Here is a 14,998-nt window from a genome sequence, read left to right on the forward strand (position 1 = left end):
GTATGTCAACAATAATTAGAGATGTACCAAATAATGAATGGTATGATAAGTTAAAGGAAAAAGTGGACGGAAAAATTCTTCACTTAAAAGACTCAAGAGGTATTTTTCTTTTAGATAAATTAGATGAAAGAAACTTAAAGTATTTCTTGAGTGCTTGTGTTAATAAACCTTGGGCAAATCATCTCTTATTAGGGATACTTACTAGTGCGGATAAAAATCTAGATTCGCATACAATTAGAAATCCATTAATAAATGCTAATCCAAGATTCCAAGATATTTTTTTAGCATTTAACTTGAATACGATGTCAGAATTTGATGTTATGGAACATTTGTATAAATATTTTAAAGGAACAATTTATCCCGAACATTCCAATTCTATGAGAATGAGTTTTTTTAAAAATTATAGAGCACTTTCCTCTCAAATGAAAAAGTGGTTAACTCATAAATTATCAATCGAACAACAAGAATATTTTGAGCAATTTCTTTTTCCTATACCTTTATTTAACTCAAATGATTTTCTATTTGAAAAATTAGCGACGGAACAGGCACAAAATAGTCGGAAAGATGAAACAGATGCTATAGTTCCTTTTCTACCCAAAATCCGATCGGAAGCCCATTTCCGCTGGAATCAAATAAAACGTATAAGGGAAAGTTTTCAAAAAACAATAGAACGTGTTGAGGAACAAAACTTATCTCTTCCACTGGAATTTCATTACGAAGAACCGACACGAATTGGAGAACGTTTTTATTTTCGTTTATGGGATAAGCAGTCATTTGTATTACACCACGAAGAATACTTCCCCAAAACAGTAGTTAAACAAGCACAAGAACGTAAATCAACCTATTCAAAAAATAATAATCACCACTTTTTAGAATTTGTAAAATCTGAACCTTTAGATGAAGATGACGAAGTAGATGGATTATGGTTTACTGATTTAATTGAAAATGATGTTCTAGGAAATTTATTTCAAAGGGCCAACAAAGAAGAAATAAAACAAAAACAAGACTTTCTAAAATTGTGGGGGTACATGGATATGTATTCTGAAAGTAAATCCCCTCCGTTTGCTAGTGGTCATAAAGATATAATTAGTTTTTCAGCTTTTTTAGGTCGTTATAGGAATAATGTAAAAGGTGTTTTTTTTGATGTAGAATCTTTTTATGCTGGATGTACATTTGGTTTATTGGCGATAGATATTCTTACAACAACAGGAGCAAGAATAAATGAACTATTACAAATTAGCAACACGAAAGAATGTATACAAACTAAATTGGTAAAAGAAAAACTTCATTATTCATTTTATGCGATTCCAAAAGGAAGAGATATTGTAGAAGAATTTTATGTGAGTAAACAAACAATGCAAATTATCCAAACCGTTTCACGAATGCTAAAGGATCATTATGGAGGGAAAATTCCCAGTGTTGAATATCGTCATGATAGAAAGCACTTGTTTCCAGGAGAAAAGCCTTATTATTTTCAATATAATCACAAAGCTTTTAAGATTCATGCAGTGTATGCCTGTATTCGATTTCTACTACACGGGTTAAGATTTGAAACACAAGAGGGCTCTCCTGTAATTGTAAAAACACATTTGTTACGGCATGCATTTGCAACAGAAGCTGTACAACGTCAAAAGATGCCTATTGATATTTTGGCGAAAATTCTGCATCAACGAGACTTAGCGGTAACTGAATACTATTCGGCTCCAACTCCAAGTCAAATTGCTGAATCGGTCGGTGAACTTCAAGATGTAATTTCTAGCTATATTGACATAGATGATGCTTTACTACGAAGTCCAGTAGAACTTCAAAAAGAACTTACAGAGTATAGTGAAAAAGTTGGAGTTTTTAATAACGTTTTAGGCGGTACTTGTGTGACAGATTATGTATGTCCGACGAAGATGGCATGTTTAGGGTGCAAAGCAAAAATTCCACAACCCGAACAAGAACATGAACTATTAGAAGCTATTAAAGTTGCAGAGGACATGGAAAAACGTTTCAAAAAAATTGGACTCGAAATTGAAGTAAGAAAGGCAAAAGAAATGCGGAAACAAGCTAAGATTGAATTAAAAGAAATTGATTTAATCAAAAAATATAGAGAGGAACAGAATTATGAACCAGTTATCAAATCTAACAACTTCTGGTAATCGTTCTTGGCTGCGGTCTGTTCACAAACAAAGAAAAAATCGTTCTATTCAATTAGGCATGTTGACAATTGATACTCTCGTTTCAAATGGAATTCCTGTAACTTACAAAAACATTCATGAAAAATCTAAAGAACTTGATGTAACAGGAAAAGGTATCCACGCTAATACAATAAAAAGAAATGAGGAACTGTATTCCTATTACAAACAATATAGTAAGACTTTTAAAGTAAAACAAAACAAGAAAAAGACTGCATTACAAACCACATTTGATGAATCGACTATCAGAAACATTTCACCTAGTCGCAATATTTTAAAAGTAAGAAGTAAATATATGAAATTATCTAAAGAAGAACTTGTAGATAAACTTATTCAGACGGAACAATACCTTGCTCGTAATCATCAAAAGTGGGTTACAAGTCATTTTGAACAATTTAAGTAAAGCATATACCTTTTAGGGATATAAAACAAAAAAGCTATTTCTTTTATTAGAGTTTTCTAAAAAGAAATAGCTTTTTTTTTGATATACAATTATCTATGGTAAACTCCTTGTTCATTCAGTATAGCTATGTTTAATTTTAGAAGAGTTCGGATTCTCTTTTAATAAGCTTATTATAAATAATGGCTCTGTTAAACTGAAATGTTGATTTTTTCCTTATCTAACTAAAGTATATATTAATTGTATTAATTTTTTACTTCGTCAATTTTATATTACTTAAAATAGATGGAACAGCATTATTTATATAAACTATCAATTGATTCATTTGCTCAAAAAAATGTTCGCTATCAGGTTCACCAATATTTACTGGTGTTTGTAGACCATTGTATACTTCGTTAAACAAACGAATATCACGGTTATATTGTTGTTTAATAAATTCTTTATGTAATTCGCTCATCCCAATAACAATATCAAATTTATCAAAACAAGTTTCATCAAATTGTGTGCGATTGAACAAAGAAGTATCGATACCCAATTCATTCATTATATTAAAATGAATTGTGGAATATTTGCTAATATCGCTATTAGCCCTAATGCCCGCAGAAGCCACTTTAACTGACGTGTTATTCGTTTTTTGTAGATAGTTTTTCATACAAAATTCAGCAATTACACTTCGGGTGAAATTATCAGTGCAAACAAATAAAATGTTCATTATTACCTATCCTTCCTTCAAAAACATCTGTAATTTTATTGGATCAAACTACCAATTAGTTCAATAAAGTTTGCTTTAAATGTATGTAGATAACTAATTTTGATTGGCGAATTTGCTGGTTTATTAAATGATTCTCACATAGACGGGTACTAACAAGTACCTCTTTTATATTCGCTGTTGTTGCGTCAAATACCTTCATTTTGAAGAATTGAAACCATGCTAAACAGTTCGAGGTATTTTGTCGCCACACTTTTAAATCGGTCAATCCAATGACTGAAATGAGCGTGATAACTGTTCACATTTTGAATGTGATAAGTCCCTTTAATGACATGACCTGTTTTTGATGTATTAGTACGGTAATGTTCCATGCCTTTTTCTTTTGCGTACGTCATGTACGCCCTCCAAGCATCTGTACAAAGAATAGTATCCAAATCTAATAAATGTCCAATTGTTTCTTTTTCAATGTTCATTTTATTGTGGTAAAAATCAAAAGTTGTTGTAGTAATTGGGGTCATAAAGAGGTCTTCTAAAAGAAAAACACACCACTATTCAATAGTGATGTACTTTCCGTGATAGAATGTGCAACATTTTATCGAATCCCTCGTTTATTAAAGGACTTGCCAGTTATGTGTCCTTTTAATAAAACAAAAAGATTCTTTTTTTCTTTTTATTAGGGGTAAGGTATTCTATGAGATTCATAGAAGCCTTATTACACCTCATTATATAGAATATATTGGAATAAATGTTTATATTTTTCATGAAAGTTGTGAATTTTTTGTGAATTTTATGATTATTATATTTTTATCCCGCATTAACGGGCAGTAAGACCCCTCACCTCAAAATTCAGCGGAAGCAAAGAAGTTAGGTGGGGGATGAACAAAACCCCCACTGATTAAAGTTTCACTTTATACTTCTACTAGCAGCGCATAACATTCCCATATTATTTTCTGTTTTTAATTGAAAAATAGAATTTGTTTGAATAATTATTCTACAGCTATATACCTAGGAGCACTTTCTTCGTATAATGAAGAAGTATGAATTTTGAATTTGTATAAATTTTACATATTGAGGTGAAAAAGGAATGAATGCGCGGCTAATGGAACTTATTGATGTGAGTACAATAGAAACCATGGCAGAACAATTTTATAAATTAACCAACATATCACATCAACTTCTTGATGCTGAAAACGAATGTATATTTTCATTTGGAATTAATGAAATGAAAGTATGTAAACTTCCAAAAATTGAAATCCCCCTTTTCTTATACAATCAATATTTAGGATCTTTTGTTGTATGTTCCAAACGAAGCGAAATTTTCAATTGCCAAAAATATTTTGAAATGCTTTCTAACCTTATTATAACTGGGGTGAAAAAAGAAGTTCAAAGTAAAAATATATCGTTACTTTCTCGAAAAGAGGAAGAACTACATACGATCTTACAAAACATGCCTGTTATGGTTGATGCGCTTGACTATAATGGAGATTTTGTTTTGTGGAATCGAGAATGCGAGATTGTAACAGGTTATACTGCTGAAGAAATAATTGGGAATCCAAACGCTCTTCAATTACTGTATCCTGACCATAATTATCGCCATCAAATACAAAATAAATTTTTGACTCGTGGAAAAAATTTTAGAGATTGGGAAATGAGTTTAACATGTAAAAATGGAGAAATTAAAACGATAATGTGGTCCAATATATCAGAGCAATTTCCTGTAACGGGATTTAGTTACTGGGCTGTTGGGGTAGATATTACACATTTAAAAGCAATAGAAGAGCAATTAAAACAACAAACCTCTGAATTGGAATTAATTTTCAAAGCTTTACCAGATTTATGTTTTTTAACAAAAGATGATGGGACAATTATAGATTATAAAGCAGGATCCCCTACAAAATTTTACGTGCCCGCAGAAGCTTTTATGGGAAAAAAGTTTTACGAAATATTACCGTCTCCAGTAGCACAGCAATTTCAAGAAGCAATTCGCCAATTGAAAGATGAAGGAAAGAATGTAATTGTAGAATATCCTCTAACAATTAATGGAAGTATTGATTTCTTTGAAGCTAGATGTTTACCATTATTACAAGATAAAATTATGATCATTGTCCGCGATATTACAGAGCGGAAAAAGGCAGAAGAATTGCTAAATAAATCAGATACACTTGCGGCAATTGGTCAATTAGCAGCCGGTGTAGCTCATGAAGTGAGAAACCCATTAACTGTAATTAAAGGATTTATACAGTTATTCCAAATTAATACAGAGGATCAAGAGAAATATTTTGACCTTATGCTTTCCGAAATAGAAAGAATAGAAGCAATTCTCCAAGAGTTTTTGTCGATTGCTAAAACTGATGAAATAAATACAGAAAAGAAAAATATTTATCAAATTTTTAAAAATGTCGTATCACTAATTAATACAAAAGCAATCATGACAAATATTCAAGTTGAACTATTTACAGATTCCGAAGAGATAATCATTGAATGCTCAGAAAATCAATTGAAACAAGTTTTTATTAATATTTTGCAAAATTCAATTGAAGCAATGCTAAATGGTGGAAAAATTTCAATTCATATAAAAGAAATACATAAAAATGGTGTCATTATTAATGTAATAGATGAAGGAATAGGAATACCTGAAGAAAGAATTAAAAGATTAGGTGAACCTTTTTATAGTACGAAAGAAAAAGGTACCGGTATTGGATTGATGTTAAGTTATAAAATTATTGAAAGTCATCAAGGAACAATAAGTATAATGAGTGAGGTTGGTGTCGGGACAACTGTAACGATTTACTTGCCAAAAATGCAGAGTAAACAATCTCTATCAAATTGTGATGATAGATGTATTTCAATACGTTCTAATATTAAATCTTAAAATACTTAATACCCAATAACAAAGCTAAGCTTTTGTTATTGGGTATTTTTATATTTAATTTAGTAAACTTTACCTTTTCTTTATGTTTGTTTTAATTTCTATTAAGTTTTGAACGTTATATTTATATGCGTACAAAGTAATGTGTGGAAATTGTACATTACTTTTAATATAGAAAGCGTAAAAGTATTAAAAATGTTGTAAGGAGGAGATTATGACGAGGTGAAAAAGAAAGAGAAAAAGAGTGGTAGAGCAATACCGATGCGCTTAAATATTTTATTCTTTTGTGTATTTTTATTATTTTCTGCCATGATTATACAGTTAGGTAAAGTACAAATTGTCGATGGAGAGACATATAAAAATGAAGTAGAGAAGAGAGAAAATGCAACTGTAAGTCTTTCCGTCCCGCGTGGGAAAATATTTGATCGAGAAGGGAATCCAGTTGTTGATAATAAGTCTTTACGCACGATTACGTATACAAAGGTGAAAGGTGTAAAATCAGAAGATATACTAAAAACTGCAAGACAACTTGAGGAAATAATTGAAATGCCGCAAGAAGATATAGACAAGTTAACTGAGACGGATAAGAAAGATTTTTGGATGCAATTAAATCCAAAACTCGCACAAAATTTAATATCAAAAAAAGAAATAGACAAGTTTAGGGAAAAAGATATTACGGGTAAAGACCTAGATAAGAAAATAGAAGATTTAAGAAGAAAGCGTGTTACAGATAAAAATCTTCAAGAGTTAACAGCTCAAGATATAAAAGTGTTAGCTATTAAAAGTAAAATGACTGCAGGTTACCAAATGACTCCTCAAATTATTAAAAAAGATGTGAGTGAAAAGGAATATGCAAAAGTTAGTGAAAATTTAGGAAATCTTTCAGGGGTAGACGCATCGGTTGATTGGGAGAGACACTATGTAAATGATGGCTTATTTCGTTCAGTCCTTGGAAACGTTTCGAATGCTGATGAAGGATTGCCACGTGAACGATTAGATTATTATTTAGTGCGTGATTATAGCCGAAATGACAGGATAGGGAAAAGTTACATTGAGCAGCAATACGAGGATGTGCTTCACGGCTCGAAAAAAGAAGTGAGAAGTGTAGCTGATAAGCAAGGAAATACAATGAGAATGGAAACAGTTTCTGAGGGGAAAAGTGGGAAAAATTTAACGTTAACAATTGATATGGAATTACAGAAAAAAGTTGAAGAGAGCATAGAAAAAATATTAAAGGCATATAAAGGTTCAGAATCAATGTTAGACCGTGCTTTCGTTGTAATGATGAATCCGAAAAACGGCCAAGTATTATCAATGGCTGGGAAAAAGCTTATAGAAAAAGACGGAAAAACGGAAGTAGAAGATTATGCTTTAGGTACGATGACAAGTTCATATGAGCTTGGATCAACTGTTAAAGGTGCAACAGTATTAACAGGATTTGAAACGAAAGCTATAACACCAGGTACATATTTTTATGATGCACCAATGAAGTTTAAAGGAACTAAGGAAAAAAAGTCTTGGAAAGAGTTCGGAAATATTGATGATCTAAGGGCGTTACAAGTTTCTTCAAACGTTTATATGTTTAATACAGCATTGAAAATTGCAGGTGTAGATTATGTGAAAAATAGTTCGTTAAATATTAAACAGGAATATTTTGATAAAATGAGATATTATTTCAGGCAATTTGGATTAGGTGTTCCAACTGGTATTGATTTACCGAACGAAACAGCTGGACAAATTGGTAAAAAAGATAATCAACCTGGTTTCTTACTAGACTACTCGATTGGACAGTATGATACGTATACACCACTTCAGCTTGTACAGTATATTTCGACTATCGCAAACGGCGGTTATCGAATGAAACCACAAATTGTTCAAGAGATTAGAGAACAAACCGCTCAAAAGGATGAAATCGGTAAAGTGATGCATGCAATAGAACCTGTTGTTTTAAATAGAATTGATATGAAAGAAGAATATATCAATCAAGTAAAAGAAGGGTTTAGAAGAGTATTCCAAGAAGGGGATGGAACGGGAGTAAGGGCGTTCCAAAAAGCACCGTATAAACCAGCTGGCAAAACAGGAACTGCACAGACTGTATACGGTGGAGAAAGTGATATTGGGAGAAATGAGAAAGGCGATCGTAGAGAATGCTATAATTTAACATTAGCAGGATATGCGCCATATGATGATCCAGAAGTAGCATTTTCCGTTGTAGTACCATGGGTTATAAATGATAAGTCGGGTATTAACTCTGATATTGGGAAAGAAGTTTTAGATGCTTATTTTGATTTGAAAAATAAGCGATTAACTGGCGAAGCACCAAAAACTTATGACTCTAAAGAGAATTAATATATACGAAACGTCTCTAGCATTTATATGAACTAGAGGCGTTTTTACATACGAATAGGTTAGAAATGAGGTATATATGAAGCAATTAATTCTAAAAGATTGGAGAAAAATATGCAGCTATATTTTAATTATAATAGGCATTCTTTTTATTAATAAGTCATTTTTATTTTGTATGGTAGAAGGAATTTCAATGCAACCTACTTTGAATGAAAATAATCGAATACTAGTTAATAAGGCTAGTATCTATTTTTCTTCTTTTCATCATGGTGATGTTGTAATAATAAAAAAAGAAGACGAGCCTACATACTACGTGAAACGAATTATTGGATTACCAGGGGATAACGTACAAGTAAGAAACGATGTGGTATATATTAACGGCAAAAAACGAGATGAGTTGTATATACAGTTAGATATGTCACAAGTATCAAATCGTTTTTCAAACTTTAGAGAAATGAAAGTTCCCACGCATAAATTATTTGTGTTAGGTGATAATCGAAATCATAGTAAAGATAGTAGGAATACGCTTGGACTAATTGATGAGTCAAATATAATAGGTAAAGTAAAAATGGTATATTATCCATTTGATCAAATAAAATGGTTAAAATAATTCTATTAACTATTCACGTTTTATAAAATAATTCATATATTGATAGCATAGGACAAGCAGAAAAGCTTATCCTAACCTCACAGAACACTCCTTATCACAGTTAGGCATCTACTTATGTAGATGCCTTTTCCGATGAATAATAATTATTTATCAACCTAAAGTAGTAAGCAAATTGGGACTATTAGGGGAAGATTGCTTGTAATAATTACAGTACGATTAATAAGAACATTGAATTGTAAGGAGTGAGAAATACGTGTTGAATATTTTAATAGTTAATTTTCCTGCAGAGGGACATGTAAATCCTACATTAAGTTTAGTAAAGGCTTTTACTGAAAGAGGAGATAAGGTACACTATATTACAACGGAAAACTTTAAGGAAAGGCTTGAAGTTTTGGGAGCTATTGTACATACTCATCCGGATTTATTAAAGGAGATTTCTATTGATAATGAAACTTCCTATGGATTAACAACTTTCTTTCATGTACATGTTCAAACTTCTTTATATATATTAGAAATTACGAAAGAATTATGTAAAAGCATAAATTTTGATTTCGTAGTTTATGATATATTTGGTGCCGGAGAGTTAGTAAAGGAATATTTACAAGTTCCAGGCATAGTTTCCTCTCCTATATTTTTAATTCCACCAGAAGTATTGGAAACCTTGCCTTTTCATCCAAATGCAGAAAAACAATTCCAACCCGATGAACTCTCTGAAAAGTTACTGTATCAAATGGAACATGAATTTGGAGTAAAGCCCAAAAATCATCTTCAATTTATGCAAAATAAGGGAGACATTAGTCTCGTGTATACAAGTCGTTATTTTCAACCTAATAGCGATTCGTTCGGAGAAAAGAATGTTTTTATTGGGCCGAGTATGATAAAGCGCAAAACAAATATAAAGTTTCCACTTGAATTGCTTTCAAAAAAGAAAGTTATTTATATTTCAATGGGAACACTTCTTGAAGGGCTCGAACCATTCTTTAATACTTGTATTGATGCTTTTTCAAATTTCGAAGGGATTGTAGTAATGGCGATCGGTGATAGAAATGATATTTCAAAAATTAAGCAAGCTCCAGACAATTTTATTATATCCCCTTACGTACCTCAATCAGAAATATTAAGTGAAGCAAATGTTTTTATTACACATGGTGGAATGAATAGTGTACACGATGCAATTCATTACAATGTCCCATTTGTGATAATACCGCATGATAAAGATCAACCAATGATAGCGCAAAGATTAACTGAACTTGAGGCAGCACATAGATTATTGAAAGAGCATGTTAATGTGCAAACTTTAAAAGAGGCGGTAACAGACGTTCTTTCAAATGAAAAGTATAAACATGGCATTCGAAAACTGAATGAAAGTTTTTTAGGGTGTGGTGGTTCCAAAAGAGCCATTGCAGTTATTGATGCTCTTTTAAATAAATAGTTCGGACAATATACAAGCATAGAGGCTCTACCTTTATGCTTGTATATTATTATCCAGCAAATTGTACAGCAGTATTTGCATGTAAAAAAGCAGTATCAAAAACAGGAACAGTAAGGTCATTTTGGGAAATAAGTAATGGTATTTCAGTACAGCCTAGTAATATACCTTCCGCACCGTTTTGAATTAATGAATTGGTAATTTGTATTAGTTTCTCTCTTGAAGTTTCTGAAATAATGCCTCTACTTAATTCGTTTAATATGACGTGATGGATAAAAGTTCTTTCTTCGTCATTTGGGATAAGTGTCTCAATGTTATATTTTGCTAGTCGCGATGTATAAAAATCTTGTTCCATCGTTTGTTTCGTTCCTAATAGTCCGATACGTTTTATATTCTGTTCTACCATTTCTTTAGCACTTACATCACCGATATGAAGAAGTGGAATTGATATTGCTTGTTCTACTTCCTCAGCAAATAAATGGACTGTATTTGAACACATTAATAAACATTCCGCCCCGGACTTTTCAACCTTTTTAGCAACTGTGACTAATTCGTTTTTTACTTCTTCATATTGATGGTTTTGTAATAAAGTAGTTACTTCTCCAAAATCCATACTATATAAAACGAGCTTCGCATTTTGATCGTATTGAGAGAGTGTTAGCGTATTAATATGTTTATAGTATAGTGATGTAGATTCCCAGCTTAACCCACCAATTAAACCAATTACTTTCATCATACATTCCCCCTTGTAACAATTTCGAATCCATTATTTCATAATTCCGATAAGAATACAATGATTTAAATACACTATTTAATAAAAAATAAAAATAATTAGAAAAGTGTTGAAATTTATCTTTCTTAGTGCCATAATACGAATTACAAATTAATACTTATCCAGAGAGGTGGAGGGAACGGCCCTAAGAAACCTCAGCAACCCCTATGTGCATTCATAGGAAGGTGCTAATTCCGCAGAGGACACGATGTGTTTTTTGAAAGATAAGAGGATTCTTGCACGTGAAAGAAAATGACCTCTTATGTAAGAGGTCATTTTTTGTTGTATAGAAAGGGAGTGTCGATGCATAATTCATTATTAAAATAAATATAGAGTAATGAAAGCTGACTAATTTGAGAGGAGAATTGAAATGAACAAATTATCAACAAAGTTAGTAGTAGCAATCGGAATCGGAGCAGCTTTATATGGGATATTAGGACTTTGGGGATTTACTATTGCACCAAATACATTTATTAAACCTGGATTAGCTATATTAACCATTTTTGGAGCGTTATTTGGTCCAGTAGCAGGACTGTTAATAGGACTTATCGGTCATACCGTAACAGATACGATCTCTGGTGGGGGGATTTGGTGGGGCTGGGTTCTGAGCTCAGGAATTATTGGTTTTGCGATGGGGCTCATTCAAAAAAGAGGTGGGTTTAATGTGAAAAATGGGTCGTTTAGTAAGGGAGATATTTCTTATTTAGCAATTACTGGTTTAGTAGGTATTGTCATTGCTATTATATTTGCTGGGGTATTCGATATTATCGTGATGGGAGAACCGTTTGACAAAATTGTTATACAAGTATTAGGGGCAACCATTGCTGATGTTATTGTTTTCTTAGTTCTTGGATTACCGATTACAATTGGCCTAGCAAAATCGAATAAAAAACATACACATTTAAAAATTGAAAAGTAGGGATGTTAACATGCAACCAATTATTTCGTTTGAAGAATTCAGCTTTCAATATAAGCATGCTGCGCAGCCTACTTTGAAAGATATTACATTTCATATCAACCCTGGAGAAAAAGTACTAATTGCTGGACGAAGCGGTTCTGGGAAGTCGACATTAGCTCATTGTATTAATGGGCTAATCCCATTTTCGTATGAAGGGATTAGTACTGGTAACGTATTAATTGCTGGTAAAGACCCGAGGAAAGGCAGTATTTTTGAACAGAGTAAGCATGTAGGAACAATATTACAAGATCAAGATGCTCAGTTTATTGGCCTTACAGTAGAAGAAGATGTCGCTTTTTATTTAGAAAATGAATGTGTAAATCAAGATGATATGAAAAAGAGTGTTGCAGACTCATTAACAAAGGTAAAGATGCATACTTTTCGTAAACAAAGTCCGCATGAATTATCAGGAGGACAAAAACAAACGGTTTCTCTTGCAGGTCTCTTAACAACAAATGCGGATATATTATTGTTCGATGAACCTTTAGCAAACTTAGATCCGCTAAGCGCCATACATACGATAGAACTTATGAAAGATATACATGCACAAACTAATAAAACAATTGTAATTATTGAACATCGAATAGAAGAAATATTAAAATTGGATTTAGATAAAATGATTTTAATTGATGAAGGTAAAGTCATTACGGTAGGGACTCCGGAAGAAATATTAGCATCAAATATATTGCCTCGTATTGGCTTAAGGGAGCCGATTTATATTGAAGCATTAAAGAGATTACATTTTGATAGTAATAATGCCGTAATATATCCACTGGAAAAAATTCAAAAGGAAAAAATTAGTGGCGTTTTAAAAGAATGGATGCAGAAGCAAGTTTTTTTAAAAGATGCTACTAAAAATAAAGAATTATTAAGAGTAGAGAATTTATCATTTTCCTATCCTAATAGACAAAGAGTATTGGAAAATATAAACTTTTCGATAAGTAAAGGAGAACTTATCGCTCTTTTAGGACACAATGGAGCTGGAAAATCAACATTAGCTCACAGTCTTATTGGTATAAATAAAACAAGTAATGCAGGGATTTTATTAGATGGAGAAAATATTAGTTCTTGGTCTATTCGTAAGCGTGGGGAGATGATCTCTTATGTGATGCAAAATCCAAATCATATGATTACACAACCTACTGTTTTAGAAGAGGTTTCATTCACATTAAAATTAAAAAAGTTTCCTAAGGAAGAAGTTAACTATAGAGCTGAAGAATCATTAAAAATCTGTGGTTTATATCCATTTCGTAATTGGCCAATTCAGGCATTAAGCTATGGGCAGAAAAAGAGATTAACTATCGCATCTGTATTAACAACAAATCCTAAACTTATCATATTAGATGAACCGACGGCTGGACAAGATTATTATCATTATAAACAGTTTATGTCATTTATTAGAAACCTGGCTAAAAAGGGAATATCCTTTATTTTTATAACACACGATATGAATCTAGCATTAGAATATGCAGACCGAGCGGTAGTTCTACATGAGGGAGAAATCATTGCGGATAATACTGCAACTACTGTATTAGGACATAAAGAAACGTTACAAAGAGCCAATCTAAGAGAGAGTTCTTTATTCGAGCTTGTTACATTTAGTGAAATTTCATGTCCAGAAAAGTTTATGGAACTTTATTGCAATGTTAGTAGGAGGGAGGAAAATGCATAATACATATTTTCGTCGTATGGATGGGGCTGTGAAATTAGTTTTGTTTATATTTTCTATGACGCTTACTTTTATGTTTTTTGATTTTCGCATATTACTAATTTTATTTATGTTTGGATGTATCGGACTCTTACTTGCTAAAATTCCACTTCGTAAAATTTTACTTATTTTTACTGTTATATTTACATTTAGTTTATTAAACACGGTTATGATTTTATTAATTACACCGACTCATGGATCTGAATTAACTGGATCGTATACTTCGTTTTTACATATTGGTTATGCAACAATTACATATGAAACATTATTTTATGCAGTTACACTTTCATTAAAATATTTTACGTTGTTACCATTTACACTTATCTTTATTTACACGACAGATCCAAGTGAATTTGTAAGTGGCTTAAGTAAACTTGGTATTCATTATAAGATTACATATGCAATAAATATTGCACTACGTTATATACCTGATATTCAGTCCGAATATCAAATTATTAAACATGCGCAAGAAGCGAGAGGAGTAGCTTTTGAAAAAGGAGAAGCGAACTTATGGATTCGTATGAAAAACCGTATTTTAATTTTCTGGCCGCTAATCACTCATTCTTTAGAAAGAATCGATACCGTTTCAAATGCAATGGATTTAAGAGGGTTTGGAAAGAAGGATAAACGTACGTGGTTCTATACAAGTAAAGCGGAAAGTGGTGATTTCATTGCTTTATTTACAGGTGTTTTTATTTTAATGGTTGCAGTATATTTAAAACTAACTGTATTTCAAAACTTTTGGTATCCATTTTAAAGCACTCGCAATCGAGTGCTTTTACTTATTTTTAAGTAGACATGCTCAAAAAAGGGATATATACATAATGTATAATACGAACCAGTTAAAATGATCAACTACCTATTAGTTTTCAAACCAAAAGGAGGAAAAAATATGAGTTACGGTGGTTCTTGTGGTTTTGGTGGAGGTTTCGCTTTATTAGTTGTGTTATTCATTTTATTAATAATTGTAGGATGCAGCTGTTGGGGCGGAGGATACTAATTTTTAATTAGTCTTCA

Annotated in this window: 12 protein-coding genes, 1 pseudogene and 1 riboswitch; of the genes and pseudogenes, 10 read left to right on the top strand and 3 right to left on the bottom strand. The window is 31.9% G+C overall.

All coding sequences use genetic code 11. The annotated features are described in order from the left end of the window. The first annotated feature begins 2 nt into the window (after positions 1-2). Positions 3-2,144, top strand: coding sequence for a site-specific integrase (locus JDS95_RS22160; protein WP_199690792.1), 2,142 nt, complete (start codon positions 3-5; stop codon positions 2,142-2,144). Further along, positions 2,110-2,583: a hypothetical protein gene (locus JDS95_RS22165; protein ID WP_085450213.1), complete on the top strand. Its 474-nt coding sequence runs from the start codon at positions 2,110-2,112 to the stop codon at positions 2,581-2,583. Before JDS95_RS22160 ends, JDS95_RS22165 begins: the two co-directional genes overlap by 35 nt. Before the next feature lie 250 nt (positions 2,584-2,833). Here the strand turns inward: JDS95_RS22165 and JDS95_RS22170 are convergent, their stop codons facing one another. Both JDS95_RS22170 and JDS95_RS22175 read right to left on the bottom strand, forming a co-directional pair. Then, positions 2,834-3,292: an arsenate reductase/protein-tyrosine-phosphatase family protein gene (locus JDS95_RS22170; protein ID WP_085450214.1), complete on the bottom strand. Its 459-nt coding sequence runs from the start codon at positions 3,290-3,292 to the stop codon at positions 2,834-2,836. Positions 3,293-3,347: 55 nt separating this feature from the next. Continuing rightward, positions 3,348-3,747: pseudogene (locus tag JDS95_RS22175) on the bottom strand (IS1595 family transposase); the annotation flags it as partial. Positions 3,748-4,373: 626 nt separating this feature from the next. Between JDS95_RS22175 and JDS95_RS22180 the strand changes: the two are divergent. The 4 genes from JDS95_RS22180 to JDS95_RS22195 all read left to right on the top strand — a co-directional run bounded on the left by JDS95_RS22180 (position 4,374) and on the right by JDS95_RS22195 (position 10,546). After that, entirely contained in the window at positions 4,374-6,161 is a 1,788-nt protein-coding gene (locus tag JDS95_RS22180; protein WP_139823488.1) for a PAS domain-containing sensor histidine kinase, read from the top strand. 219 nt (positions 6,162-6,380) lie between these two features. Beyond that, positions 6,381-8,507, top strand: coding sequence for a peptidoglycan D,D-transpeptidase FtsI family protein (locus JDS95_RS22185; protein ID WP_085450217.1), 2,127 nt, complete (start codon positions 6,381-6,383; stop codon positions 8,505-8,507). A 76-nt stretch (positions 8,508-8,583) separates the two neighbouring features. Next, positions 8,584-9,114: a signal peptidase I gene (lepB, locus tag JDS95_RS22190; protein ID WP_000811461.1), complete on the top strand. Its 531-nt coding sequence runs from the start codon at positions 8,584-8,586 to the stop codon at positions 9,112-9,114. A gap of 253 nt (positions 9,115-9,367) precedes the next feature. Continuing rightward, entirely contained in the window at positions 9,368-10,546 is a 1,179-nt protein-coding gene (locus JDS95_RS22195; RefSeq protein WP_000932110.1) for a macrolide family glycosyltransferase, read from the top strand. Between the two features lie 49 nt (positions 10,547-10,595). Here the strand turns inward: JDS95_RS22195 and JDS95_RS22200 are convergent, their stop codons facing one another. Then, positions 10,596-11,279 (bottom strand): aspartate/glutamate racemase family protein, encoded by a 684-nt coding sequence (locus tag JDS95_RS22200; protein ID WP_002048228.1) that lies wholly within the window; start codon positions 11,277-11,279, stop codon positions 10,596-10,598. Positions 11,280-11,430: 151 nt separating this feature from the next. After that, positions 11,431-11,546: riboswitch (SAM riboswitch) on the top strand. A 139-nt stretch (positions 11,547-11,685) separates the two neighbouring features. Between JDS95_RS22200 and JDS95_RS22205 the strand changes: the two genes are divergently transcribed. The 4 genes from JDS95_RS22205 (at position 11,686) to JDS95_RS22220 (ending at position 14,981) form a co-directional block, all read left to right on the top strand. Then, entirely contained in the window at positions 11,686-12,234 is a 549-nt protein-coding gene (locus tag JDS95_RS22205) for an ECF-type riboflavin transporter substrate-binding protein (protein ID WP_001038218.1), read from the top strand. 10 nt (positions 12,235-12,244) lie between these two features. Then, the gene (locus tag JDS95_RS22210) at positions 12,245-13,945 is read left to right on the top strand and encodes an ABC transporter ATP-binding protein (RefSeq protein ID WP_016108520.1); all 1,701 of its coding nucleotides are present in this window, start codon (positions 12,245-12,247) and stop codon (positions 13,943-13,945) included. Continuing rightward, positions 13,938-14,738, top strand: a complete 801-nt coding sequence (locus tag JDS95_RS22215; RefSeq protein ID WP_199690793.1) for an energy-coupling factor transporter transmembrane component T family protein — start codon at positions 13,938-13,940, stop codon at positions 14,736-14,738. Before JDS95_RS22210 ends, JDS95_RS22215 begins: the two co-directional genes overlap by 8 nt. A gap of 135 nt (positions 14,739-14,873) precedes the next feature. Continuing rightward, positions 14,874-14,981: a YjcZ family sporulation protein gene (locus JDS95_RS22220; RefSeq protein ID WP_000120182.1), complete on the top strand. Its 108-nt coding sequence runs from the start codon at positions 14,874-14,876 to the stop codon at positions 14,979-14,981. The last annotated feature ends 17 nt before the right edge of the window (positions 14,982-14,998 follow it).

The organism is Bacillus cereus group sp. N24 (assembly GCF_016483345.1).
GTDB lineage: Bacteria > Bacillota > Bacilli > Bacillales > Bacillaceae_G > Bacillus_A > Bacillus_A toyonensis.